Source organism: Metabacillus flavus, from assembly GCF_018283675.1.
Lineage (GTDB): Bacteria > Bacillota > Bacilli > Bacillales > Bacillaceae > Metabacillus_B > Metabacillus_B flavus.
Window position 1 is genome coordinate 1,083,690 of record NZ_JAGVRK010000001.1, and the last position, 23,545, is coordinate 1,107,234.

At 43.7% G+C, this 23,545-nt stretch carries 25 protein-coding genes; 13 read left to right on the forward strand and 12 right to left on the reverse strand.

Annotated features, from left to right (window positions below; translation table 11 throughout):
* The first annotated feature begins 21 nt into the window (after window positions 1-21).
* The 5 genes from J9317_RS05665 (at window position 22) to J9317_RS05685 (ending at window position 6,489) form a co-directional block, all read left to right on the forward strand.
* The gene (locus J9317_RS05665; protein ID WP_211556908.1) at window positions 22-843 is read left to right on the forward strand and encodes a GNAT family N-acetyltransferase; all 822 of its coding nucleotides are present in this window, start codon (window positions 22-24) and stop codon (window positions 841-843) included.
* Between the two features lie 126 nt (window positions 844-969).
* Window positions 970-2,217: a metallophosphoesterase family protein gene (locus J9317_RS05670; RefSeq protein ID WP_211556910.1), complete on the forward strand. Its 1,248-nt coding sequence runs from the start codon at window positions 970-972 to the stop codon at window positions 2,215-2,217.
* Window positions 2,214-5,225: an ATP-binding protein gene (locus J9317_RS05675; RefSeq protein ID WP_211556912.1), complete on the forward strand. Its 3,012-nt coding sequence runs from the start codon at window positions 2,214-2,216 to the stop codon at window positions 5,223-5,225. Before J9317_RS05670 ends, J9317_RS05675 begins: the two co-directional genes overlap by 4 nt.
* Before the next feature lie 63 nt (window positions 5,226-5,288).
* Window positions 5,289-6,233, forward strand: coding sequence for a 3'-5' exoribonuclease YhaM (gene yhaM, locus J9317_RS05680; protein WP_211556914.1), 945 nt, complete (start codon window positions 5,289-5,291; stop codon window positions 6,231-6,233).
* A gap of 67 nt (window positions 6,234-6,300) precedes the next feature.
* Window positions 6,301-6,489: a sporulation YhaL family protein gene (locus J9317_RS05685; protein WP_035406467.1), complete on the forward strand. Its 189-nt coding sequence runs from the start codon at window positions 6,301-6,303 to the stop codon at window positions 6,487-6,489.
* Window positions 6,490-6,558: 69 nt separating this feature from the next.
* On the opposite strand, the gene J9317_RS05690 is transcribed toward J9317_RS05685, so the two are convergent.
* Both J9317_RS05690 and J9317_RS05695 read right to left on the reverse strand, forming a co-directional pair.
* Window positions 6,559-6,759: a cold-shock protein gene (locus J9317_RS05690; protein WP_035406464.1), complete on the reverse strand. Its 201-nt coding sequence runs from the start codon at window positions 6,757-6,759 to the stop codon at window positions 6,559-6,561.
* Window positions 6,760-6,987: 228 nt separating this feature from the next.
* Window positions 6,988-7,866 (reverse strand): peptidylprolyl isomerase, encoded by an 879-nt coding sequence (locus J9317_RS05695; RefSeq protein ID WP_211556916.1) that lies wholly within the window; start codon window positions 7,864-7,866, stop codon window positions 6,988-6,990.
* Window positions 7,867-8,211: 345 nt separating this feature from the next.
* Between J9317_RS05695 and J9317_RS05700 the strand changes: the two genes are divergently transcribed.
* Window positions 8,212-8,295 (forward strand): YjcZ family sporulation protein, encoded by an 84-nt coding sequence (locus J9317_RS05700; RefSeq protein WP_035406462.1) that lies wholly within the window; start codon window positions 8,212-8,214, stop codon window positions 8,293-8,295.
* A 103-nt stretch (window positions 8,296-8,398) separates the two neighbouring features.
* A complete protein-coding gene (locus tag J9317_RS05705) occupies window positions 8,399-8,482 on the forward strand; it encodes a YjcZ family sporulation protein (RefSeq protein WP_035406457.1) in 84 nt (27 codons plus the stop codon).
* Window positions 8,483-9,018: 536 nt separating this feature from the next.
* Here J9317_RS05705 and J9317_RS05710 read toward each other — a convergent pair.
* Both J9317_RS05710 and J9317_RS05715 read right to left on the reverse strand, forming a co-directional pair.
* A complete protein-coding gene (locus tag J9317_RS05710; RefSeq protein ID WP_035413651.1) occupies window positions 9,019-9,198 on the reverse strand; it encodes a hypothetical protein in 180 nt (59 codons plus the stop codon).
* 135 nt (window positions 9,199-9,333) lie between these two features.
* On the reverse strand, window positions 9,334-9,876 hold the full coding sequence (locus tag J9317_RS05715; RefSeq protein WP_211556917.1) for a DUF3267 domain-containing protein: 543 nt from the start codon (window positions 9,874-9,876) through the stop codon (window positions 9,334-9,336).
* Between the two features lie 178 nt (window positions 9,877-10,054).
* Between J9317_RS05715 and J9317_RS05720 the strand changes: the two genes are divergently transcribed.
* Window positions 10,055-10,393: a DUF1878 family protein gene (locus J9317_RS05720; protein ID WP_211556918.1), complete on the forward strand. Its 339-nt coding sequence runs from the start codon at window positions 10,055-10,057 to the stop codon at window positions 10,391-10,393.
* Here J9317_RS05720 and J9317_RS05725 read toward each other — a convergent pair.
* Both J9317_RS05725 and J9317_RS05730 read right to left on the reverse strand, forming a co-directional pair.
* Window positions 10,387-10,980, reverse strand: a complete 594-nt coding sequence (locus J9317_RS05725; protein WP_211556919.1) for an HTH-type transcriptional regulator Hpr — start codon at window positions 10,978-10,980, stop codon at window positions 10,387-10,389. The two genes, J9317_RS05720 and J9317_RS05725, sit on opposite strands and share 7 nt — an antisense overlap.
* A 201-nt stretch (window positions 10,981-11,181) precedes the next feature.
* Entirely contained in the window at window positions 11,182-11,538 is a 357-nt protein-coding gene (locus J9317_RS05730) for a YtxH domain-containing protein (protein ID WP_211556921.1), read from the reverse strand.
* Between the two features lie 205 nt (window positions 11,539-11,743).
* On the opposite strand from J9317_RS05730, the gene yhzF reads away from it, so the two are divergent.
* A complete protein-coding gene (gene yhzF / locus J9317_RS05735) occupies window positions 11,744-11,929 on the forward strand; it encodes a membrane protein YhzF (protein WP_211556922.1) in 186 nt (61 codons plus the stop codon).
* Window positions 11,930-11,972: 43 nt separating this feature from the next.
* On the opposite strand, the gene J9317_RS05740 is transcribed toward yhzF, so the two are convergent.
* The 3 genes from J9317_RS05740 to J9317_RS05750 form a co-directional block, all read right to left on the reverse strand.
* The gene (locus J9317_RS05740) at window positions 11,973-12,488 is read right to left on the reverse strand and encodes a tryptophan transporter (protein WP_211556923.1); all 516 of its coding nucleotides are present in this window, start codon (window positions 12,486-12,488) and stop codon (window positions 11,973-11,975) included.
* Between the two features lie 99 nt (window positions 12,489-12,587).
* Window positions 12,588-13,691: a 3-phosphoserine/phosphohydroxythreonine transaminase gene (gene serC / locus J9317_RS05745; protein WP_211556924.1), complete on the reverse strand. Its 1,104-nt coding sequence runs from the start codon at window positions 13,689-13,691 to the stop codon at window positions 12,588-12,590.
* A 169-nt stretch (window positions 13,692-13,860) separates the two neighbouring features.
* Window positions 13,861-14,283 (reverse strand): HIT family protein, encoded by a 423-nt coding sequence (locus tag J9317_RS05750; protein ID WP_211556925.1) that lies wholly within the window; start codon window positions 14,281-14,283, stop codon window positions 13,861-13,863.
* Window positions 14,284-14,952: 669 nt separating this feature from the next.
* Here J9317_RS05750 and J9317_RS05755 point away from each other — a divergent pair.
* The 3 genes from J9317_RS05755 to J9317_RS05765 are packed head-to-tail and all read left to right on the forward strand — an operon-like array spanning window position 14,953 to window position 17,626.
* Complete coding sequence (locus J9317_RS05755) at window positions 14,953-15,702, forward strand: ABC transporter ATP-binding protein (RefSeq protein ID WP_211556929.1); 750 nt, start codon at window positions 14,953-14,955, stop codon at window positions 15,700-15,702.
* A complete protein-coding gene (locus J9317_RS05760) occupies window positions 15,686-16,906 on the forward strand; it encodes an ABC transporter permease (protein WP_211556931.1) in 1,221 nt (406 codons plus the stop codon). The genes J9317_RS05755 and J9317_RS05760 overlap by 17 nt, the downstream gene beginning before the upstream one ends.
* A gap of 3 nt (window positions 16,907-16,909) precedes the next feature.
* Complete coding sequence (locus J9317_RS05765) at window positions 16,910-17,626, forward strand: EcsC family protein (protein ID WP_211556933.1); 717 nt, start codon at window positions 16,910-16,912, stop codon at window positions 17,624-17,626.
* Window positions 17,627-17,672: 46 nt separating this feature from the next.
* Here the strand turns inward: J9317_RS05765 and J9317_RS05770 are convergent, their stop codons facing one another.
* From J9317_RS05770 to J9317_RS05780, 3 genes are all read right to left on the reverse strand, one after another.
* Entirely contained in the window at window positions 17,673-18,887 is a 1,215-nt protein-coding gene (locus J9317_RS05770; RefSeq protein ID WP_211556935.1) for a M20 family metallopeptidase, read from the reverse strand.
* A gap of 92 nt (window positions 18,888-18,979) precedes the next feature.
* Window positions 18,980-20,359: a hypothetical protein gene (locus J9317_RS05775; protein ID WP_211562146.1), complete on the reverse strand. Its 1,380-nt coding sequence runs from the start codon at window positions 20,357-20,359 to the stop codon at window positions 18,980-18,982.
* 215 nt (window positions 20,360-20,574) lie between these two features.
* Window positions 20,575-21,075 carry an antibiotic biosynthesis monooxygenase family protein gene (locus tag J9317_RS05780; RefSeq protein ID WP_211556937.1) on the reverse strand — a complete coding sequence of 167 codons (501 nt, stop codon included), beginning with the start codon at window positions 21,073-21,075 and terminating at the stop codon, window positions 20,575-20,577.
* Between the two features lie 218 nt (window positions 21,076-21,293).
* On the opposite strand from J9317_RS05780, the gene J9317_RS05785 reads away from it, so the two are divergent.
* Complete coding sequence (locus tag J9317_RS05785; protein ID WP_431190671.1) at window positions 21,294-23,438, forward strand: transglycosylase domain-containing protein; 2,145 nt, start codon at window positions 21,294-21,296, stop codon at window positions 23,436-23,438.
* The last annotated feature ends 107 nt before the right edge of the window (window positions 23,439-23,545 follow it).

Below are 23,545 nucleotides of genomic sequence, written 5' to 3' on the forward strand. Positions count from 1 at the left end.
ACAGACAAAAGGGGGACAATCATGCTTTCAGAAGAACAATTGTCAGATATAAAAAAGCTTCAAGCGGTATGTGAAGAAGCGGATGGAATTCAGTTAAAGCTCAACTGGGACATGCTGGAGTACCGGGAAAACGGAGTAAAGCAGGACTTCTTTCATTATGAAACAGATGGATTAGCGGCTTTCATAGGATTATATGGATTCGGCAATAAAGTCGAGGTGTGCGGGATGGTGAATCCAGGGTACCGCCGTAAAGGCCTGTTTTCTGCAATGTTTAAGGAAGCCCTGGAAGAAGCACGAAGTCAGGGATATCACACAATCCTGTTAAATGCGCCTTCTAACTCCAAATCGGCAAAAGGTTTCTTAGATGAGATCCAGGCCCCTTTTGCTTTTTCCGAGCATCAGATGAAATGGATGGGCGGGCCGCTTCCAGTTTCAGAGGACGTCATTCTCCGAACGTCGGAAAAAGAGGATTTTGCACTGGAGGTTCAGCTAGAAGCAGACTGCTTTGGATTCTCGTTTGAAGAAGCAGAAGCGTTCACAAAGCAGAGGAAACAGGAGCAGGACCATGAGTTCTGGATAATTGAGTACAATGGAAAAGCGGTTGGAAAAGTGCGGGTCGCAGGTGAAAAAGGAGAAGCGTGGATTTATGGGTTTGCTGTTTCTCCGGAGCATCAGAAAAAAGGGATTGGCCGAAAAACACTGTTCCGCATCCTGAAAGAGGAAACAGCTAAAGGCAATTCTGTTTTTCTAGAGGTGGAGGCAAAAAACACCCGCGCATTGAAGCTGTATGAATCGTGCGGATTCAGGGCTTATTATGCACAGGATTATTATTTATCGAAATAATCGTAAACGGAACTTCCTTAAGTGGAGGTTCTTTTTACTATTATGTAAGGAAATGTATAAGAACGTGCATTCGCCTTCCTGTGATGATAGAATATATGCAAAGGTCTAAAGAGAGTAGGAATTACCATGCCACCTATTAAATTTATTCATGCCGCTGATTTGCATCTGGATAGTCCATTCGCCGGGCTTAACCATCTGCCTGAATCCATTCTGCACCGGCTGAAGGAAAGCACGTTTGCAAGCTTTTCAAATCTGGTGTCATTCACAATAGAAGAAAAAGCAGATTTCCTTCTTTTAGCCGGAGATTTATTCGATGGAGAAAATCGGAGTTTAAAAGCGCAGCTCAGGCTAAAAAGAGAGTTTGAGAAATTGAACGAGTTTGGAATTCCGGTATATGTTATACACGGTAATCATGACCATTTAGGCGGAAAATGGCTTCAAATAGAGTGGCCCCAAAATGTCCATGTTTTCAGTCATGAACAGGTAGAGTGCCTGCCATTTTATAAAAACAAAGAACTGGCTGCACATCTTTATGGGTACAGCTATCCGGAGCGCTCAGTTACAAAAAACCTTACATCGCACTACATAAAACAGTCTGGGGCACCCTTTAATATCGGACTCCTCCATGGTTCGCTTGAAGGAGGAACGGAGGAGCATGATGTATACAGCCCCTTTACTATCCGTGAACTGGAGTCAGCCGGTTTTGATTACTGGGCACTTGGCCATATCCACAAAAGAGCCATTCTCCCTTCACACGAAACCACAATTGTTTATCCGGGAAACCTTCAGGGCAGACACCGGAAGGAAACGGGAGAAAAAGGGTGCTATACAGTCACAATAAATGAACCAGGTGTGAATACTGCTTTTTCGCCGCTCCATGATGTACTGTGGCTGGAACGTACCATCATTTTAGATGAAACGGAAACAGCGGATCAGCTATTGGAACTCATCAAAACAGAAAAAGAAGCCCTCCGGAAAGAGGGGTGTCCGGTTATCTTAACCATTAACCTGTCAGGAAAAACACAGCTTGCAGCAGATTTAAAGCGGGCCGAAACAGCAATAGACTTGCTTGCTGCGATTAATGAGGGCGAGGAAGATCGCCGCGAATTTGTTTGGACTGGAAAAATAACTGACAATACGGTCATTCATGCGGATAAAGAAAAACTTAAGCAGGATTCCGTTTTTTACAGGGACTTTTTGAACGTTACAGAACAATACGAATCCTTTGCAGAAGCGGCTGCACCTTTGTACGGAAATGCATTGGTTCGAAAATACTTAGAAGCGTTTTCGGAGGAAGAGCAGCAGGAAATGATCCGGGAAGCGGAGTCTCTCGTTTTAGCAGAGCTTTTGAAGGAGGGAGAGCTTCATAAATGAAAATCCGCGAGCTTAGAATTTATGGATATGGCCAGTTTACCAATCGGCACATCGTACTGGAGAATGCTCCGGCTGCTTTGTTTTACGGGCAAAATGAAGCGGGTAAGTCTACGATTATGTCCTTTATACATAGTATTCTTTTCGGGCTGCCTCAAAAACTGCAGACTGACAGCAAATACGAACCGAAAGATGGGCAGGTTTTCGGCGGGGCTATTATCGCTGAAGTGAGCGGTTCAGGCCTTGTGAAAATAGAACGTGTCCGCGGCCGCTCAGGAGGAGAGGCAAGAATTGATCTCCCGGACGGCAAGACAGCGGGTGAAGCCTTGCTGCGCGAGTGGACAGGGGGGATGGATAAAGCGTTCTTCCAATCTGTTTTTTCATTTGATCTGCATGGCCTTCAGCAAATTGAACGGCTCAACGAAGAGGAGATAGGCAAATTCCTTTATGTAACGAGCATGGTAGGGACAGATGCTATTTACAAGCTTGAGCAGAGGCTCGGCAAAGAACAGGATCGGTTATTCAAGCCCAATGGCAAGAAGCCTGTTCTAAATGAGAAGCTGGCAAAAGTGAAGAAAACGGCAGACGCAGTAAAAGCAGCTGCTCAGGCAGCCAGTGAATATCAGCCTTTGATAAAGCAGAAGGAAGATGCCGAGAAGGAAGTTCTTCAGCTGGAGTTTGATTTAAGAGAAGGCAGAAAAAAGCATTCTTATTTAAGCAGAGCAGTTTCTTATTTGCCGCTACTAAGGGATCAGAAAGTTTTAGGGGAAGAGCTTGAATCTTTGCCGGACACGAGCCGCTTTCCGGCAGATGGGATGAATAGACTTGAAAAACTATTAACAGAGATTGAACCCCTTAAAGCCCAAACTGAACGATTGAGGGAACAAATTCAGCAGCTGAAGGAAAAATCCGAAGCTTTTAAAGCGAATGGGAACATTCTTGAAAAAGAAGCACATATAGTTGAATTGAAAGAGCAGTCGGGCAGGTATCAGGCTCTGATAGACGAGCGTTCAGCACTGGAATCAGCCATTCAGGTTTTGGATGAGGAGCTGGCTGTTCTCGCAGGGCAAGTGTATGAAAACCCTCCAAGTCAGGAAGAAATATGCCGAATTGATACGACGATAAAAATGAAATCCGCCATAGCTGATTTAACGGAAGAAGCCAAAACTTTGTCCATGCAAAAAAAACAGCTGGATGAGCAGTTTGACCGGGCTAAAGAGGCGCTTGATATAAGTGAAAACCGCCATGCTTCCCTTTTAGAAAAAGGGATGGATCAGGATGAGCGGACTGCTTTGGAACAGGAGCTTTCTAATTTAGAAAAGGCGGATAACCACCAGCAGACCGGGCAGCTCAAAAAGGAACTTGAGAATATGAAGCTGGAGCTTGAAAACCAGCGGAAACGATCAGATAATAGCAAAAAACGAAGCTCTGCAAGCCTGATGTTCGTTTTACTTATTGCGGCTGCCGGCTGTATATGGTCGGTTATCCAGCAGCAATGGGTATTGGGAGGCCTTCTTTTTACAGGTTTGGCTGCTGGAGTGCTTTTTTTCCGAAGCTTACAAACTGACAGAGATCCGCTTCTTGAGCATTTGCGGAAAAGAAAGCGGGATTTGGAGCAGGAGCTGCAGGAACAAACAGATCCATCCCCTATTGTTTTACAGCGGCTGGAAGAGCTTAGGGGCATTCTGTGGAAGGATGAGCAAATAAAGCAAATGGCGGAGCTTGAGAAACTTAGAACAGAGCAGGAGACAAGAGTCTGTGACCGGGTCATTGCAAAGTACGAAGAATGGGAAAAGGAGCGTTTTCAGCTTGATCATAAGGTGAAGCCGGTTCTAAAAGCATTCTATTTACCTGAAACAGCCCCAGCTTCTTCTCTGGCGGAGTCACTTGCCATTCTTGAAAAATACAAAGAGAAGATATCAGAAAAACGCAGGAAAGAGGAACATAAACAATCAGGTTTATCGGATACCGCACAGTATGAGCAAAAAGCAGCCAGTTCCCTCAATCTTGCTGGAGCTTCCGGCAATGGCCTTCTCATACAGATCGATGAGCTCTATTCTGATCTAATACAGGAGAGAGAGAAAGCAAGAAAGCTTGAGGATCTGGATCTTCGCTTAAATGAGCTATCAGGAGAGTATGAAGAAAGGCTTCTGCTTCTCAATAATAAGAACGAAGCTTACCGAAAGCTTTTAGAAATGGCTTCTGCTTCAGATGAAGAAGCATTCAGAAGCATAGCTATTCAGCATGGGAAACGGGAAGAAATCAAAAAGCAATTAACGTGGACCTCCAGACAGCTTCAGACAAGTAACATCACTCAAAGTCTGGCAGAGGACTGGACCACGCTTGAAGACGAACTGGCTAAAGTCACGCTGCATATCGAAGAGCTGGAAAAACAGCTGAAATCCCGGCAGGAACAGGTGTCTTTTTTACAGGCAAAGCTTGAGGCACTGGAAGCAGATGGAAGCTATTCGGACCATTTGCATTTGCATGAACTGCAAAAGGAAGAGGCAAGACGAACAGCGAGAGAATGGATGATTCATACTCTTGCAAGGGATTTTCTGCTGCGGACGATTGATTATCATCGGACAGTTCGGATGCCCAAACTGCTGGAAAAGACCGTTCATTTCTTTACAAGCATAACTGACGGACGCTATGTGAATGTTTACCTGCCTGATCATGAACAGACGTTTATAGCAGAAAGGGCGGATGGACAAAGGTTTAATGCGGGTGAACTAAGTCAGGCTACCTCGGAACAGCTTTATCTTTCGCTAAGGCTTGCTCTTATTTCAAGCTTAAACGAGTCATTGAATATGCCGGTTCTGATTGATGACGGGTTTGTGCATTTTGATGCAAAACGAACCGATAAGATGCTTGGCATTTTAAGAGACATATCGGTTGAACAGCAGGTGCTGATGTTTACATGCCAGACGCAGCTGGCTAATCAGTTCTTAGGGCCAGTTACGGTTTTAGAGCGGCAGGGCCTTCTAGGTGAGAGGAAAGAAACCGTATAGAAAGGCAGACGGTTTAAAGGTTATGGTATACTTATTCACAGATAAAAACAGGGAGGAATCAGCATGTCTAAAGGAGTTATGCATTTTGATGTAGGGGAGCAGGTTGAACTTTATCTGCTCATTAAATCATCCACCAAGGGGGTAGCAAGCAACGGGAAACCCTTTTTGACCCTCATCCTCCAGGATCAAAGCGGAGAAATCGAAGCGAAGCTCTGGGATGCAAGCCAGGGGGACGAACAAATTTATGGAGCTCAGGGCATTGTGAAAATCGCAGGGGATATCCATCATTACAGAGGAAGAAACCAGCTGAAAATCAAAAACATCCGTCCGCTTCATGACCATGAAACGTTTGACGTATCGGACTTTTTGGAAACAGCCCCTCTGAAAAAAGAAGACATGATGGATACCATCACTCAATATATTTTTGAAATGAAAAATCCAAGTGTCCAGCGCATCACAAGACACCTTGTGAAGCAGCACCAGCAGGCATTTCTGGAATATCCGGCCGCGACGAAAAATCACCATGAATTCGTATCCGGTCTTGCATACCATGTAGTATCCATGCTGAACCTGGCTAAATCCATTGCAGCACTTTATCCGTCCCTCGACACTGACTTGCTCTATGCAGGCGTAATACTTCATGACCTTGGAAAAGTAACTGAGCTAAGCGGACCAATCAGTACAACCTATACGGTAGAAGGCAACCTGCTTGGCCACATTTCCATTATGGTTAATGAAATAGCGCAGGCAGCAAAAGAATTGGGAATTGAATCTGAGGAAGTAGTCGTTTTGCAGCATCTTATTCTCTCCCATCATGGAAAAGCAGAATGGGGAAGTCCGAAGCCCCCAATGATTAAGGAAGCGGAAATCCTTCATTATATTGATAACCTTGATGCGAAAATGAACATGCTTGACCGTGCGCTCGAACGAGTAAAACCCGGCGAGTTTTCCGAACGGGTCTTTGCCCTTGAAAATCGTTCCTTTTACAAGCCGGTTTTTCACAACTAGCATAAAGCTTTCTCCTTCAGCATAAGCATGAGATAAAGGCTTGGGCTAATGAAGGAGGAATATTTGGATGCTGACGTTGCCGTGGTGGATTTATCTTTGCATGGGCGGAGTGCTTTTCAGCGGTTTTAAATTTGTAACACTCACGAGAGAAGATATACGAACAGATGAGGAATTCATTGAACAGGAAGGACAAATTTATTTGGAGCGGATCAAAGCGGAAAGAGAGCGGAGAAAAGCTGAAAAGATGACTGTCTGAATCGTAAAGCTATTCCTTAAATGCAAAAAAAGACTCCTGCTTGCAGGAGTCTTTTTATATGGGTAAAACTTATGCTTTTTCTACGTTAGCAGCTTGGTCGCCACGGTTACCTTGAACGATTTCAAATGTAACTTTTTGGCCTTCTTCTAGAGTTTTGAATCCGTCGCCTTGGATAGCGGAGAAATGTACGAATACGTCGTCGCCATCTTCGCGCTCGATGAAACCGAAACCTTTTTCTGCATTAAACCACTTAACTGTACCTTCTAACATTTTGTTACCTCCTAGTGCATGACGCACAAACGTGTTACTATTCTTGCTCTAAAAATATCAAGCTGAAACGTATTCGATCTTAATATCCGAACAAAAATAATTCTTAATAAGGATAACAGGTACAGCAATAAATAGCAAGTGTCTAAAGCCGGGTGGAAAGAAAACGGTCCGGATCGGGACCAAAAAAGAGAGGAAGCCCAAATGGCTCCCTCTCTTTAATGAACTCTATTATTGAGCCGGCTGAGCAGGCATTGCTGGCTGTTCAGGGGCTTTAAAGGTATCTTTAAGCTGTTTGTCTTTTACTTCAACCTTAGCGTTTTTTAGCGCTTTATCGATTGCAGCCTGCATCGCTGCAGGGTCCTGGGTTTTTTGCTCTTTTACTTCAGCTTCCAGGCTTTTCTTCATTTGATCATACGATTTGTATGTTTCATCAATACGGATAATGTGGAAACCGTATTCTGTTTTAACAGGCTGACTGACTTCGCCTTCTTTAAGTTTAAAAGCAGCTGCTTCAAATTCCTTTACCATTTGGCCTTTACCGAACCATCCTAAAGATCCGCCGGTTTGTGCAGATGGATCCTGGGAGTATTCCTTAGCAAGGTCTTCGAATTTAGCTCCGCCATCCAGTTTAGTTTTAACTTCTTTAGCTGTTTTCTCATCCTTAACAAGGATATGGCTTGCTTTCACTTTGTCTTTTAAGCTTTCATGGTACTTTTTAATGTCTTCATCTGTCACTTTTGATTCAGCTTCTGCAGCTTTTTTACGCAAAAGTTCAGTTTTTACCATATTGTCCACTGCGGCTTGACCTTGCTTTTTAACTAGCATGTCAATTTGCTCAGCGCCATATTGAGCTTTAATGGATTCAAGCTCTTTTTTAATCTCATCTTTGGAAACTTTGTATTTTTCACCCAGCACTTTGTTATGAACTAATTCAGTCAATACTTGTTCACCTGCGCGGGATTTCATAGCCTCGTAAAGCTCGTCCTTCGTAACGTTACCAGCTTTCGTCTCAGCCACAACATCAGAACCGCCTGCTGCTCCGTTGCTGCATGCGCCAAGTGTGAAAAGGCTCGTAGCTGTAATAGCCGCAATAGCCATTTTTTTCATTAGTCGATACAACTCCTGCCCTAATAGTGTTTGTACTAAATACTATAAAACATTGTGCCATGTTCAGGGGACTTTTGCAACCTAATCTGAAAAGAGGAGAGGGAAGAGTGGAAAAAGATCATAAACACTTGAAAACCCCGATGCAAAGGGATTCTAGACAAGCTCTGTGTTTTCTGGGTTTTTTCATATAAGAACGGCAGTAATCTTACCGTGAAAATCCTAATATGTGAAATTATGTGAAATTCATGGGATATGCAAGAAAGTTTTTTGGATGTGGGCGAAAGGCCCAATCAAGCAAATTCCGTCTTCATATAATGAGTTGACTGCGAAAGGAGGCTATACGTCATGGGAGGATATAATTCCGGCTTTGCGTTGATTGTTGTTTTGTTTATTTTGCTGATTATTGTGGGTGCAGCTTATATTTGCTAGTCAATAAGGGCTGCTGATAACTGCAATATGCAGGATGAACGCCCATTCGCAATACAAGAAAATTGCATAGTATATCTTAACCATCAGTAAGGAGGTGTGTTCAATGGGCGGTTCTTACGGCGGAGGTTTCGCGTTAATCGTTGTACTATTCATTTTGTTGATCATCGTTGGTGCAGCTTGGCTATAAGAAAAGTGTAAGGCGCTTGCTCAGCCCTGAAAGACGGTGGAGCTTCTGACAGAAGGGCGCTTTTTGCCCTGACAGAAGAAGCGAAGCGGCCGAAGGGCTAGCGCCTGGAACTAGACACCAGTTCCAGGTGAAAAATGAACAGCTTTACATGAACAGAGCGCTCCTAATTGGGGGTGCTTTTTCCTTTGGTAATGACCTCGAGGGGCGAGCCGCAGCAGTGGTATTTAGCACCCAGCCAATAAATGCGGCGCTCCCAATCCGGGGTGCTGCTTCTAATGAAATATTGCTAAAAGAGGGGCGTGATGCCGTGCCGCAGAATGATCTTTGCACTGACCTTCAGTGCATCACCGCATCGGGGGAATAAGGAACAGACCGAATATTGCATGAGGCTCATAGGTTTTCAAGAAAGGGGGACGGAGATTTAGTGCTTTAGCAAAGCGGGGGTCAGTGCTAAAACTAATCCCAAACAAAAAAACCGACCACCAAGTGGCCGGCTTTTCTGTGTATAACTCGATCGGAGCTGCAGATTCCGAGTTCTATGTATAAAGAATTTCAATATACGAAGAGATCAGCAGAATCGTAACAAGGACATTAATCATACGAAACACTCTCGTTTGACGGTCTTCAGGAATCTCACGAACTAAACAAAGCCTGTTCGTTAAAGTGTTGATGTAAAACAGAATGAAGACAGCAAAGAAAATGAACAAGATGATCACATGAGATCCCCCTTTCCTTACTGATACATATAAGATTACCAAATATTCGCTGAAAAAGATAGGAAAAAGCCGGCTCATGCATGCGTTCTTCCTAAAGAAAAGAAGGAACCGTTATTACAGGGTTTCCTTCTCATTTCAAATCTTATTTTCTATTAATATCTCCAAAGCATTCCGGTCCTCTTCAACAATGCAGGTTCTTGGTGCGGCAATAATTAGACGGGCGTAAATCAAATCAGGAACACACCAGCCGATATGGAGGGCTGCAGCCATGCAGAAGTAGTGAACGTATTCCGGCATTAGTATGCTGGCCTGAATGCTGATTGCCGTAAATATGAGAAATGGAGAAAGCAGTGTTGCAAGCATTACTTGCTTTGTAATTCCCGCACATGGTTTGAGACGGATAATTGGAATCATTGCTGCATATTCCATTTTCATTTTTGGCATTTTACCGCAAAGCATTAGCGGAAGGGCATGAAGAATTTTATGCAAGGGCAAAATCACAAGCAAAATCGCTAATAGGTAAAGAACGTGTCCTGCATCAAGCTTGCGGCTGGAGTCTACCAACGACAGAGGAAGGTAGAGGATAATAAAAGCCGTAATCGATGCTAAGACAAAATATAAAAAGAGACGCTGAAACCCATAATCTTTTGATAGGTCGATGGTTTTCCAGCAGTTCATAAACGATCACCGTCCATAGAAAAATAAATCCTTACCTACTGTACTGCCGGCCGGTAAAAAAATCAACACGTTAGAAGGGAATGTAAGCGATTTAAATAAAAAAATGCTCAAAATCTTTTTCTGAGGGAGCACATCCGCTAAAATATGAGTATGAAAGAGAGAGAAAGAAGGGGTTTGCGTGGACTCATTTGAAGAAAGGCTGAATCGGATGGAATTTCAGATTCGTCTTTTGGCCTCATTGATTACCAAGGATGAGCATCCATATATGTATATGATTATTGAAAAACAGCTGTCTGAAAAGGAACATCAGCAGGTTATGGAATTGTGCGGCCGGCTGGAACAGCTTCACCAAAAACAAAAAGCGCAGGGATTTGTCCATTTTGAAGGACTCCTTACGCTTTTTGTTCAGGAATTAAATGAAAATCTGGAGGTTAAGGAAACGGCTCAAGCCCTTTTCAAACAGGGATTGTTTCCTCAGCTGATGAGTGATTTCCTGGTCATGCTGGACGATTATTGATTAGCTGCAGCTTTAGGCTGCTCCTCTTCAGTAATTTTCTTTAAGCGTCCATTCTCTTCGCCGAATTCCTTTTCGATGTTGCTGAAAGAACGTTCAAATATCTCCATAAAATCATCACCGTAAATGTTTCGGATGATGGCCATCATTTCGATAATCTCAGGAAATTTTCCGTACAGATTCTGCAGAGGCATGGCGCCTTTAAATACCGCATTTCGGGTAGGATCATAGTCCTCCATGAGCTGAAGAAGGATTCCCTCTCCTTTAGGAGTCAGCTCAATATACGTATTCCGTTTGTCATCCAGCTTTTTGGAAAATTCCAGATAGCCTCTTTCCTCGAGCTTTTTTGAAAAGTTGAAAGCTGTCGAGACATGCATCACTCCGAATTTAGCAATCTCGGAAATGGATGCTCCTTTCAGGTGGTAAGCAATCCAAAGAATGTGATGTTCGTTTATGTTCAAATCATAAGGCTTGATCCATTGCTGCCAGTCTTTTTCGATTGATTTCCACAAGGCTTTGCTTAACTGAGCGATTCTCTGGCTGAAGAGCAATGCCTCTTTTACAGTGTAATCCTTTTCATTTTTCTTCAAATTCACTCACCTACTTTTCCGCATTTCTAATATTCTCTATTATCCCAAAAAAGTAAAGATTAATAAAGATGTAAATTAACAAAATTTTTAAAAAAATATTTTGAATCCAGTATTGTTATAAAAAAATACGGAAAAAAGGTGCTAAACCGACAAAGTTTGAGCACCTTTTTGTTACAGATATTTCTTATATGGAAATATTCATCAATTTTTAATCGTATCTTCTAATTGTTTGATTTTTTCTTCAATTGCTTCAATCTCTTTTTGGAGGTTCTCGCGGTGGGGCTCTATTTCCTCCTGAAATTCTTTCAGAGAGGTTTGAAGTTCTGTAGACACCTCTTTAATAACGTCTGCACTTTCCTTAGCAGCCTGAACTACCTGCTCCTTGAGCGCAATGCTTTCTTGTTTTAGCTGATTGATGGTATCCAGCATGCGGTCTTTGCTGTCTTTAATTTGTCCTCTTAAATCTCTGCCGGAAGATGGGGCTGAAAGCAAAGCTGCTGCGCCTCCAGCAACGGTTCCGGCTAGAATTCCAAGTAAAATGGATTTGGCTTTTGACATTAACTCATCACTCCCGTTCTCCGTTCTCTTTACACATTCAACATCATCATGAAAAATTCCTTCTTTACATGATACCCCTCATACGGTGACTTAAACGGAAATTCATACAATGAAGAAACGCAGATTTGTCTTCCAAAACCAAACATGTCTCATAGCGCGGATTTTATGGCATATACATAAGCGTAAAAGGAGGAGAATGGGATGTATGCTAGGGATACTATTCTACTTAATTAGTCTTGTTTTCTTATTGGTTTCTTTGCATTATATAAGACAGGCGCAGCAGGCCGCTTCCTATCCGCCTAAATGGATTCTCAAGCAACGGGCTATGATTATGGCCGGCGGGGCCGGGGTCACGCTGCTGATTGGGATCATGCTGTCTTTTCTGCATTGACATAAAGAAAGGGACTGGCCGCAATGGGTCAGTCCCTTTAAGTTTAAGCTGAAATTGGTTTTGATCGTCTGTGAATGGATGTAACAATCGGATAAATCAAACTGATTCCAATCGTATTAAGAGCTGTTGTAGGAAGAACAACTGCAATAAACAGAGCTGTAAATCCGCCAGGAAGCCCAACAATCAGCAGCGCGCTTCCAAGAAAAATTACTCCTGAAATGATTGTTCCGGCTGCAGTAAGGATGGATACTGTTACAAGTTTAGATGCCAGTTTGCCAGCCAGCGTCAGCAGCAGGAAGAATGCTAGTGCTGTAATCGGCTTGTCAATGATGTTCGGCAGCTGTCCGCCTGGGAATCCAGTCGTCAAGGCTGATAATATACCCGTTAGTACTCCCAATAGCAGTGTGTTTTTAAGCGTTGGAAAAAGGGCAATTCCCAAAAACATCATCGTCAGCATCATGTCCGGCTTCATTCCAAGGAATATAGGCGGGATAATACTGTGCAAAGCAAGACCAATGGCAACAAACAGCGACATTGTAACAAGTTCTCTCGTTTTCATAACTCAACTCTCCTCTTCTTGGCTCAAAAGTATGCTTTCCAATGGTGAACTATTTTCCCATTGCAAAAGCGGTTAAATAGATTATAACAGGGGCCGCACTTATTGAAAAGTAAAAGAACGGGCCGGATGATTTTTCCTGTAGCTGTTCATAAATTCGGCCAGTTTCTCACATGCTTCATATGGGACTGCATTATAGATGGAGGCGCGGCAGCCTCCGATACTGCGGTGACCGTTCAAACCGATAAATCCATGTTCGGAAGCTTTTGCAAGAAAATCCTTTTCAAGATCTTGATCGGGAAGGGTAAAGGTCACGTTCATATGACTCTCGCTTTCTTTTAGGGCATGCCCGCTGTAAAAGCCTTCACTGCTCTCAATTGAATCATAAAGAAGAGCCGATTTTTCCTTGTTCTTCCTTTCGAGACCTGCGGTGCCGCCTTGTTCCTCTGCCCATTCCAGTACAAGCCCGAGCATATAAATCGCAAAAGTCGGCGGTGTATTATAAAGAGAATCAGCGGAAGCGTGAGTGTTGTAATCCAGGAATTTAGACAGGCTGTTTGTGCTCTGGCTCAGCCACTGTTTATTCGCGATTATGACGGTCACTCCAGAAGGACCCAGATTTTTTTGAGCACCGGCGTAGATGAGTCCGAATTTTCCAATGTCGAGCGGTCGGGACATGATATCGCTGGACATATCCGCAACAAGAGGAACATCTGTGTCAGGGAACTCATGCCATTGCGTTCCATAAATAGTGTTGTTGGATGTAATGTGGAGGTAGGCAAGACCTTTCTCGTCACTCCACTCAGAACGGGAAGGGATGGAACGGTACAGACCTTCTTTTGAAGAAGCGATCACTTTTGTCCGGCCAATCCTCTCTGCTTCTTTCAATGCTTTTTCCGACCATGAACCAGTCAAAATGTAGCCGGCGGTCTCATTCTCTTTTAGAAAATTAATCGGAACCATTGAGAATTGAAGACTTGCTCCCCCTTGGAGGAACAGGATCTCATGTGAATCAGGAACTTCCATCAGTTTTTTAAATCGTGCTTTAGCCCCGCTATGGACTGCATCATAATGCTTGCCTCTGTGGCTCATTTCCATGATCGACATACCGGTGCCTTGGTAATTAACGAATTCCTTTTGTGCTTTTTCTAGTACTGGCAGCGGCAAGGCAGCAGGTCCTGCGCTGAAATTCAAAGCTCTCACCATGTTTATAGCCCCCTAAAGCGTTAATTGAATAAATTAGTTTCATGGTAACACAAATAACTGAGAGTTTTGAATATTAATTGTTTTTTAGCACCATGTTGAGTTGCATTCAGCACAATTTACGAAAACAGCCTAAAAAAATAAACAGCCCATTGAAGAGCTGTTTGATAAGTTAAATGTGAATTCCATCACGGATTTGGGAGGCAATTTCCTGAAGCTTTTCAGGAGTATAATCATTTGTATGAGTTTTCCATACTGCCCCAAAACCATCGCCTTTACCATAGCGCGGGAGGATGTGCATGTGATAGTGAAAGACGGACTGTCCAGCAGCTTCACCGTTATTGTTAAGCAAATTTAATCCTTCAGGCTGAAATTGTTCTTTAATGGAGCGTGTAATAGCAGGGATTGCTTCAAAGAAATGACGGGAAATTTCAGGTGTCATTTCATAAATGTTTTCTTTATGTACTTTAGGAACAACAAGAGTGTGACCTTTCGTCACCTGGCTGATATCCAGAAAAGCAAGAACATGTTCATTTTCAAAAACTTTCGCTCCGGGAATTTCTCCATTAATAATTTTGCAGAAAATACAGCTCATCGAATCATTCCTTCCATAGGACTTGTTTAGGGGTATTTTACCATAATGAATAGATAGAATGAAACTTCAGCGGAAGTTCAGCGTATAAAGTCAAAGCAGGGAATTGGGCAGCAAAAACTACCAAGGCTATCCTGGAAAAGAGTAAAACGGTAACGGCAGTACGAGTTTGAAAAATGACCTGTTAAAGCACTATATGAAAATTACGGGGTTAAGAAGAAAGGGGAACACCCGGCCTGAGGATTATTAAATACGTGCACAATAGGAAAAGCAGGGCCAAGCCGATCAGCTAGCCCTGCTTAAGAAGAAGGGAAGGACTCATTTATTACGGTAACATGTCTTCGACAAACACCTCATTTACAGAAGTGACTGGCTTAAATTCGTTTCAATCAGAAATCTTGCCTTTAACAAACACCTCATTTTTAAGCGATGTGCTCGCGGATAAAATCCATGACTTTCCCTCTGGTGAATAAGTTTAAGCTAATACGTCTTTGACAAACACCTCATTCGCAAAAGTAAATGAACTTCCTTCTTCCTTAACTAGAATGTGCAGTTATCATAATGGTTATGCTTGGATTATTTTAGCAATAATCTGGCCAGCAGCAAGACATGAGTCCTTCTGTTTTGATATGATGGGAACACAAAGTCTTATATATAGAAAGGAATAACGAGATGACACTTTTACATGTAGATGGCATAACGGGTGGATATACCCGGAATCCAGTTTTAAAGGATGTTTCGTTTACCTTGGAAAAAGGCCAAATCGTCGGACTGATTGGCTTAAACGGAGCTGGAAAGAGTACAGCGATCAAGCACATAATCGGATTGATGGAGCCCAGGAAAGGCAAAATTTCCATTAATGGGCAAACGTTTGATGTAAATCATGAAGCTTACAGGCAGCAATTTACATTTATCCCTGAAACGCCGATTCTTTATGAAGAAATGACGCTGCATGAGCACCTTGAACTCACGGCCATGGCATACGGTCTTTCTAAAACGGAATTTGAAGCAAGACTCACGCCGCTAATCAAAGAATTCAGGATGGAAAAAAGGCTGAAATGGTTTCCGGCTCACTTTTCAAAAGGAATGAAGCAGAAGGTAATGATCATGTGTGCCTTCCTGGTAGAGCCTGAGCTCTATATAATCGACGAGCCGTTTGTTGGTCTGGATCCGCTCGCAATCAATTCATTGCTTGAGCAGATGAACACGGCTAAAAAAAGGGGAGCGGGCATCCTCATGTCCACACATATTCTGGCAACAGCAGAACGATACTGTGATGCCTTTATTATTTTACATAACGGAAAAGTCCGTGCAAAAGGGACGCTTAGTGATTTGCAGAGAGAGTTTGGAATGACGGGAGCCAATCTTGATGATTTATACATTCAGCTGACAAAGGAAGAAGAATATGAAGAACGTTCTTGACCTTTGGGGAGCCCGTCTTAAGGAGCATATTAAAGAAATCCGCTCTTATCTAAAATACATGCTGAACGATCATCTGCTAATTGTTATGATTTTCCTTCTGGCTGGCGGGGCTCTTGGCTATCAATCATGGCTGAAGCAGCTTCCTGACGATTTTCCGGCTGAGATCATCATATCAATTGTATTCGGGGCATTGCTGGTTCTCTCCAGCGTGAGGACGCTCTTCAAGGAAGCGGATCTTGTTTTCCTGCTCCCGCTTGAAAAGGAGATGGGAAAATATATAAAGAAGGCGAAGCAGTTCAGTTATTTTCAGTCACTTCTTCCGCTGATTGTTTTATATCTCCTGCTTGGTCCGCTTTATCTGTCTGTATCAAATGATGGGACGGTTTATATGTACACAGGGGTTCTGCTCCTCGTCCTGAATTATGTGAATATGGAATGTGATTGGTATGTTTCCTTTTCCCAAGAGAATTCCTCCGGCCTTTGGGATCGTGCCGTACGGTTTGCGTTGAATACTGTGCTGCTGTTTTTCGCGCTCTCTCACATGCTTTTATATGCATTGATTATAGCCGTGCTGATTGGTCTGTTTGTGCTCTATTTCAAACGGATTTCAAAAGGGAAAGGTCTTAAATGGGATCGCCTCATCCGTTCTGAAAACCGGAAAAAGCAATCATTCTACAGGCTTGCCAATCTTTTCACAGATGTTCCAAAACTGAAAAAAGAAGCCCATAGAAGAGCGTATCTGGATTGGATATTACAAAATATTCGCTATGGAAAAGAACATGTATATATGTACATGTTTGCCAGAGCTTTTATTAGAGGCACCGACTATCTGGGAATCTTTTTCAGGCTAACGGTTATAGCCGGTCTTATTTTGGGCTTTGTGGAAATGAGCGAAACCGGGGCTGTCCTTCTAACAGCTGGAACGATTTTTTTAACAGGTGTTCAGCTGATTGTGCTCGTCCGGCATTTTGATATGCTATCTCTGCCGGATCTATATCCGGTTGCAGAGGATAGCAAAAATAAAAGCTTCCTTGCTTTGCTGCGAAATATCCTGTTTGTACAGGGCTTTATTCTGGGAGTCATTCTTTTATTGAAAATGGAATGGATCCAGGGAGCGGCTGCGATTGGAGGAGCCATCGTTTTCGTCTTTATTTTCGTAAACGCTTATGCGAAGAAACGAATAGATAAGATGAACAGGGGGTAATTCATGAGCTATGAAAAAGAAGTGCTGGAGGAAGTTTTACTCTGGAAAAAGAGATTTTCGAAGCGTCCGGCAAAATGGCAAAGAAAATCAAAGGACATTCAAGCATTCATGACTGACCGAATACCCGGAAAAGTCCATGATGCTCTAACGGAAAGTATCCGGCTCATGACGGAGATGACGATTAAAGGATCCCAGTGGACCAATATGGCAGTGACGGACCTGGAAACTCTTAAGGAAAAAGATGTAGCCGTCCGATCGCTTCTATCCACTTATAAAAAAGCAGCGGCACTTGAAGGAGCAGCAACAGGTGCAGGAGGATTCGCAGCGGGTATGGCCGATTTTCCTCTGCTGCTGGGCATAAAAATGAAATTTTTATTCGAAACAGCGGGCATCTATGGTTTTTCCCCAAAAAGCTTACAGGAGAGAGTTTATATCTTAATGATTTTTCAGCTCGCCTTTTCAAGTGAACCTGTAAAGGGGAAAACGCTCAGCATTTTGGAACAATGGGAAACGCAGCCTCTGCCTATCGGGGATATGAACTGGCGGGAATTTCAGCAAGAATACCGGGATCATATTGATTTGGTTAAAATGCTTCAGCTCGTTCCGGGAATCGGAGCGGCTGTTGGAGGTACAGTAAATTACAGACTGCTAGACAAGCTCGGAGAAACCGCGATGAAGGTTTACCAGATGAGAATCCTGACCAATGGAGATTTTGATTAATCGAATAAAATTAAAGCGCCTGCCACATTCCGGCAGGCGCTTTCGTTTAATTTACTGCTGCGTTTTCAGTAGTAGTCTGATCGGCTCCGGCATGCTCATAATTCACAAACAGAGAGGCAAAGGTCTTCGCTGCAATCAGCATGGCCTTTTCATCAAAATCAAATTTGGGGTGATGGTGAGGCTGGGCTGCTTCTGGATCCGCGGGCATTGCTCCTGTGAAGAAGAAGCTGCCTTTCCGCTCCTGAAGATAGTAAGCAAAATCCTCTCCTCCCATTTGAAGCGGACTTTCCTCGACAGTGGCTACACCCGGAATGCTGCCTGCGATTTCTTTTAAAAAAAGAGTTTCTTTTTCATGATTCACGACAGCCGGATATCCCCGGTCATAGAGGCAGGTATACTCCGCATCATAAAGCAGGCACGCCGCCTTTACTGCACGTTCAACCTCCAGCTCTGCCTGGTCTCTTACTTCTCCCTTAAAGGTTCTGGCTGTACCAATTAATTTTGCTGTGTCCGCTATTACGTTAAAGGCATTTTCCGCTTTAAAAGTACCCACTGAAACAACTGCCGCTTCCACAGGATCCACTTTTCTGCTGACAATCTGCTGCAGGTTCGAGATTACCTGAGAACCAATCACAATCGCATCTTTTGTTAGGTGGGGCTGTGCGCCGTGACCGCCTTTTCCTTTTATGACAATTTCAAAACGGTCAGCAGCGGCCATAATGGGTCCAGTACGATATTGAATGGTTCCAAGAGGGGCTATGGACCAAAGGTGAGTGCCAAACACAGCATCTGCACCTTCCAGGCATCCCGCTTCCACCATGCTTTTTGCTCCGCCTGGCGCATATTCCTCTGCATGCTGATGGATGAGAAGGATATTCCCGCTAAGCTGTTCCTGATGCTTCAGCATGACCTTTGCAAAAACAAGCAGCAGTGCGGTATGTCCGTCATGGCCGCAAGCATGCATGACACCTGGAACTGTGGATTTATAAGGAACCGATTTTTCATCCTGAATAGGAAGAGCATCAAAGTCTGCACGGAAAGCTACCGTTTTACCTGGTTTGCTTCCCTTAATTACCGCAGTGAGGCCGTTGCCCCCGACTTTGTCTTTTACTTCAACCCCCAGGTTCTCGTAATACTCCTTAATAAAAGCGGCCGTTTTCCATTCCTGAAAGGAAAGCTCAGGATGCTGGTGCAAATGCCTGCGGATCTCGACCATTTCTTCATAAGAACGGTCTAGTTCCTCGTAGATCTCTGTAAGCATAAAACTCCCCCTATGTAAGATTTTACTATTCATGTTATAGGTAAATTCGGAAAATTACAACAATAAAGAAGGGGCTATATATGCCCCCTGGTTTACAGCATGAATATAGCCGTTATTGTAGCTGCAGCAAGCCCAAGCAAAACTGGAATCAGATTTCGGCGCGCAAGCTCGAAAGGATCGACTCCGCATATGGCAGCAGCAGGGATAAGGGCCCATGGCACGAGTGTGCCGCCTCCAACCCAAATGGCTGAAATCTGTCCAAGGGCTGTCAATACAGCTGTATGGCTGTCTGATTCCCCGAAAATCTGAGCCACTGAGCCAACAAGAGAAATGCCGGAAAAACCGGAGCCATCCAAGCCGGTTATAGCCCCGATACCCGCAACAGCAAGCGCACCTGTCTGAGCGGCGATTGGCACGGCAGAGGCAAGGGCTGCTCCGAGATCATTCACAATCCCATGGGAAGCATGAGGGAGGTAATCACCAATGATTTTTCCAAATCCCGCATCCCCAAGATAAAAAAAGGCAGCAATCGGTATGACAGGAGCGAATACTCTAAACCCGAATTGAAAACCTTCGATTAAATAGGCTGTTGTTTTTTCAAATCCTTTTCCTTTATGGGTAATTAAAGAAAAAATCAACAGAAGTAGAATCGCCGTACCGCCAATAAGGGCAGTAGCATCCCCTCCTTGAAGCTTGAAATGAAACATAATGGCTACATCGCACGTAAAAACAAGCAGAACGGTAAGGGCAAGCCATTTTCTCATGATGCCGGTAAGGATTCCTTCCTCAGCTGCAGCGGTTTTTTCCTCTAGGACCGGAAATGGACGTTCTAGCTTCATATCTTTTCTCAAGAAAAGAAAAGCAGAGATGGTTGTTACGGCACCCATTACGATGACGAGGGGAATACTTGCCTGGATAACCGTTTCTACTGGAAGACCGGCTGCATCTGCAGTAAGTTTAGGTGCACCCTGAATAATGAAATCGCTGGAAAGCGCGATACCATGGCCGAAAAGATTCATCGCCATCGCAGCACCAAGCGCAGGCAATCCTGCTCTGATGGCTGCAGGCATGAGGACTGCACCAACTAAAGCAACAGCAGGGGATGGCCAGAAAAACCAGGAAATCACCATCATGAATAATCCAATGATCCAAAAAGCAAGACCAGGACCCTTTATTAATTTTGCAAATGGAGCAACCATTGCTTGATTAATTCCTGCAGCAGAGAGAATTTTACTCATCGAAACAATGATGGATATGATGAGGATGGTCGGAAGCAATTCCGAAATAGCATATATAAAACTGTTAAACAGACTGCTGATGGCCAGTGTAAAGGAAGTGGTAGCTACGAGGGCAAGGATGAAGATACCGGCAATGCAAACAATAGATGTGTCTCTTCTGGCAATCATGAAAAAAATGATGGAACCTATGACAAGCACGTACAAACCGTGCAGAAGCGTGAGCTCTACCCCAATACAATCAACTCCTGGAATACGTATTAATATAGTTTACGCCCGCAGTGAAATTGGGTGAATTTCTATCCTGGGTTATGAAAATATGGCCAAAATTTGTCATTTCCCAGGGAATATCATGGTGAACCAGAAGTCATATACTGTCAAAATAACGCCGTCGTGGTATATTGTTTCTTATTAAACAGAAAAAAAGATCCGCATGAGCGGACCCTTCACCGTTATTTTAGTACTTGATAGGTTGTGACATAGGATGGACGAGGAAAGATTGATTTTTGGTCCACTCCATCGGATGTGCCTCTTTTTTTATGAGCATGTTCATAAGCTTTAGATTGCTGCCAATTTTTGAAGGATGCTTCATCCTCCCACAATGTCAGGATCACGTAAGTGTCATCGCGCAGAGGTCGTAGAACCCTGATTGCCGCAAAGCCCGGCTCGTTTTCAATCATTCTTGCTCTTTCGCTAAATCGCTGTTCAAAGAGCGGTTTCCCTTCTTCCGTAACAGGAATGTTGTTCAGTACTGCAAAACCTGCCTGTTCGAAGGAACCGGAAGAATCCAGAACCTCATACTTTTTAGGTTCCTTCAGCACTGTCTCTCCGTCCGTTTCGTGAATCAGCATCGCATTGTCATCTGTATGCATTAGCAGCATGGTTTCATTCGAATTCGATTTTACGATTCCTTCTAAATAATCAGCCGTTCCAAACGTCATGTACAAGTTCATCTGAATCACCTCGTTATTAATTATATACTTTTAATGGGGTTTGAAAACAAATATGCCATGCAGGAAAATGCTGTCCAGTTCCATCCGCGGGGTTTTATTTGAAAGCGGCAATCTTGCAGGACTGTATAAATCGGTTCAGCTTTTCCGCGTACATATTAATACCTTTAATTAACAATCCTAAAACATAACAGATTGGCCACATAATGAATCGGGGTGAAATGATGAAAAGTCTAATTGTAAGGGCAGGTAGTGCAGCAGCCATTTTAATTGTTATTTCCATCGCCGGATACTTATTTATCCTGCTCGCCGGCAGTGCAATGATTGACGAGAAGAAACTGGTTCTTCCATCAGCTACGAGGCTTGTAGATAAGAATGGAAAGGAAATCACCCGGCTGTATGAGCAGAATCGGGAAATTGTCTCCATTAAAAAGGTTCCGGAGCATGTTCAGCAGGCTTTTATTGCCGTAGAGGACCGCAGATTTTATGAGCATAGCGGAATTGATTTGAAATCAATCGGACGAGCTGTTTACAAGGATCTTACCGCTGGAAGCAAGGTAGAGGGCGGAAGTACGATAACACAGCAGCTCGCTAAAAATAGTTTTTTATCAAGCGAAAAGTCCTGGCTTCGTAAAACGAAAGAAGCGATGATCGCCATTAATCTCGAAAACAAATACAGCAAGGAAAAGCTGCTGGAAATGTATTTAAATCAGCTGTATTTCGGTCACGGAGCCTATGGTGTCGAAGCCGCTTCCCAGTATTTTTTCCAGAAGAACGTGTCCGAGCTGACCGTTGCCGAAGGAGCCATGCTCGCCTCCCTTCCGAAGGCACCGTCCTCTTATTCTCCCATTTTGCACCCCGTAAAATCGAAGGAACGAAGAGATACGGTTCTTTCATTAATGCAGGAACAAGGTTATTTGTCAGCTGAGGATACAGTCAGACTTCAAGGAAAGACCCTTGCACTCAACCTCAGCAAAAAAATGGATCATCCCTGGCTTTACAGTTATGTCGACCTCGTCATGGATGAAGCAGAAAATTTGTACTCTCTCTCCAATCAGGAGCTTTTAAGAGGAGGGTATACCATCCAGGTTCCCTTGCAGCAGGATATCCAAAAAAGAGCGTATGACATGTTTCAATCAAACAGCTATTTCCCGGGAACCGATCAGCATGCACAAGGATCATTCGTCTTGCTGGATAACCGTTCAGGAGGTGTCATGGCGGCAATTGGCGGAAGGGATTATACGCCTAAAGGCTATAACAGGGTAACGTCGAAAAGGCAGCCAGGCTCTACCTTCAAGCCGCTCGCGGTCTACGGTCCGGCAATGGAGGAAAAGCTTTATGAACCCTATTCGCTGCTCTCTGATTCCTATCAAACCTATGCTGGAAGCTATGCTCCGGAAAACAATGACGACCGCTATTCAGGTCAGGTTACGATGTATGATGCATTAATCAAGTCCAAAAATGCTCCTGCCGTATGGGCTATGAATGAGCTTGGTGTGGAAAAGAGCAAATCCTACCTTGAAAAACAGGGGCTTCCTGTTCCGGATAAAGGGCTGGCCATTGCTCTCGGAGGGCTGAAGGAAGGAGTCAATCCTTTGCAGCTCGCTAACGCATACCGGATTTTTCCGGAGGCAGGGGTTTATTCTGAGCCTTATTTTATTGAAAAAATAGAAGACCGTGACAACAAAGTGATTGCTGAGAAGCCGCAGAAAGAAGTAAGAGTATACTCTGCTCAGACTGCCTGGAACATGACAAGAATGCTGCAGCATGTTATCTCGGAAGGGACAGCTAAAAGCGGCAGTTACCCTGGAGAATTGGCAGGTAAAACAGGGACAACCTCTTATCCTGAAAAAGAAGGGGCGGTCATGGATGCCTGGTTTGCAGGGTATACGCCGGACGTAACCGGTGCTTTATGGATGGGCTACGATCAAACCTCCAAGGATCAGCATCTTACTGGTGGAAGTGCCTATCCGGCCAGGCTGTTTAAAAAAATCCTGAGCGAATCGGAAACCGTACGAAAAACGGCGTTTGCCGTTCCTAAGGGAGCAGATGATCTCGAAAGTCCGATCCGATTAAAGCCGCTGGAACAGGTAGACGCGGATTATGCATTTGATCCGCTGGGACTCATAACGGTTTCGTTAAAATGGAAAAAGCAGGAGGACCCGCGTGTAGAATACAGAATCTATGAAAAATCCGGAGAAAACGAGAAGCTGATTGGAAAAGTCAAAAATGACAGCACCTATGAAATCCCATTCAGCAATGTCTTCTCATCAGCATCCTATAAAGTCGTCCCGTTTAATGAGCAGACCAAACAAGAGGGGAAAGGAACCCCATACGCAGAACCTAAAATCTTTTCAGGCCGATAAAACAGGAGCTTCCGGGCTCCTGTTTTTACGGCGATTTTTTGACAATTACAGTCATCTGCTATACTAATGGAACGATAAAGTTTATATTGATAACAAATACATACGAG

Coding starts and splice junctions, on each gene's coding strand:
- J9317_RS05665 (WP_211556908.1), top strand. CDS start 22: ATGCTTTCAGAAGAACAATTGTCAGATATAAAAAAGCTTCAAGCGGTA.
- J9317_RS05670 (WP_211556910.1), top strand. CDS start 970: ATGCCACCTATTAAATTTATTCATGCCGCTGATTTGCATCTGGATAGT.
- J9317_RS05675 (WP_211556912.1), top strand. CDS start 2,214: ATGAAAATCCGCGAGCTTAGAATTTATGGATATGGCCAGTTTACCAAT.
- yhaM (WP_211556914.1), top strand. CDS start 5,289: ATGTCTAAAGGAGTTATGCATTTTGATGTAGGGGAGCAGGTTGAACTT.
- J9317_RS05685 (WP_035406467.1), top strand. CDS start 6,301: ATGCTGACGTTGCCGTGGTGGATTTATCTTTGCATGGGCGGAGTGCTT.
- J9317_RS05690 (WP_035406464.1), bottom strand. CDS start 6,759: ATGTTAGAAGGTACAGTTAAGTGGTTTAATGCAGAAAAAGGTTTCGGT.
- J9317_RS05695 (WP_211556916.1), bottom strand. CDS start 7,866: ATGAAAAAAATGGCTATTGCGGCTATTACAGCTACGAGCCTTTTCACA.
- J9317_RS05700 (WP_035406462.1), top strand. CDS start 8,212: ATGGGAGGATATAATTCCGGCTTTGCGTTGATTGTTGTTTTGTTTATT.
- J9317_RS05705 (WP_035406457.1), top strand. CDS start 8,399: ATGGGCGGTTCTTACGGCGGAGGTTTCGCGTTAATCGTTGTACTATTC.
- J9317_RS05715 (WP_211556917.1), bottom strand. CDS start 9,876: ATGAACTGCTGGAAAACCATCGACCTATCAAAAGATTATGGGTTTCAG.
- J9317_RS05730 (WP_211556921.1), bottom strand. CDS start 11,538: ATGTCAAAAGCCAAATCCATTTTACTTGGAATTCTAGCCGGAACCGTT.
- yhzF (WP_211556922.1), top strand. CDS start 11,744: ATGCTAGGGATACTATTCTACTTAATTAGTCTTGTTTTCTTATTGGTT.
- J9317_RS05740 (WP_211556923.1), bottom strand. CDS start 12,488: ATGAAAACGAGAGAACTTGTTACAATGTCGCTGTTTGTTGCCATTGGT.
- serC (WP_211556924.1), bottom strand. CDS start 13,691: ATGGTGAGAGCTTTGAATTTCAGCGCAGGACCTGCTGCCTTGCCGCTG.
- J9317_RS05750 (WP_211556925.1), bottom strand. CDS start 14,283: ATGAGCTGTATTTTCTGCAAAATTATTAATGGAGAAATTCCCGGAGCG.
- J9317_RS05755 (WP_211556929.1), top strand. CDS start 14,953: ATGACACTTTTACATGTAGATGGCATAACGGGTGGATATACCCGGAAT.
- J9317_RS05760 (WP_211556931.1), top strand. CDS start 15,686: ATGAAGAACGTTCTTGACCTTTGGGGAGCCCGTCTTAAGGAGCATATT.
- J9317_RS05765 (WP_211556933.1), top strand. CDS start 16,910: ATGAGCTATGAAAAAGAAGTGCTGGAGGAAGTTTTACTCTGGAAAAAG.
- J9317_RS05770 (WP_211556935.1), bottom strand. CDS start 18,887: ATGCTTACAGAGATCTACGAGGAACTAGACCGTTCTTATGAAGAAATG.
- J9317_RS05780 (WP_211556937.1), bottom strand. CDS start 21,075: ATGAACTTGTACATGACGTTTGGAACGGCTGATTATTTAGAAGGAATC.
- J9317_RS05785 (WP_431190671.1), top strand. CDS start 21,294: ATGATGAAAAGTCTAATTGTAAGGGCAGGTAGTGCAGCAGCCATTTTA.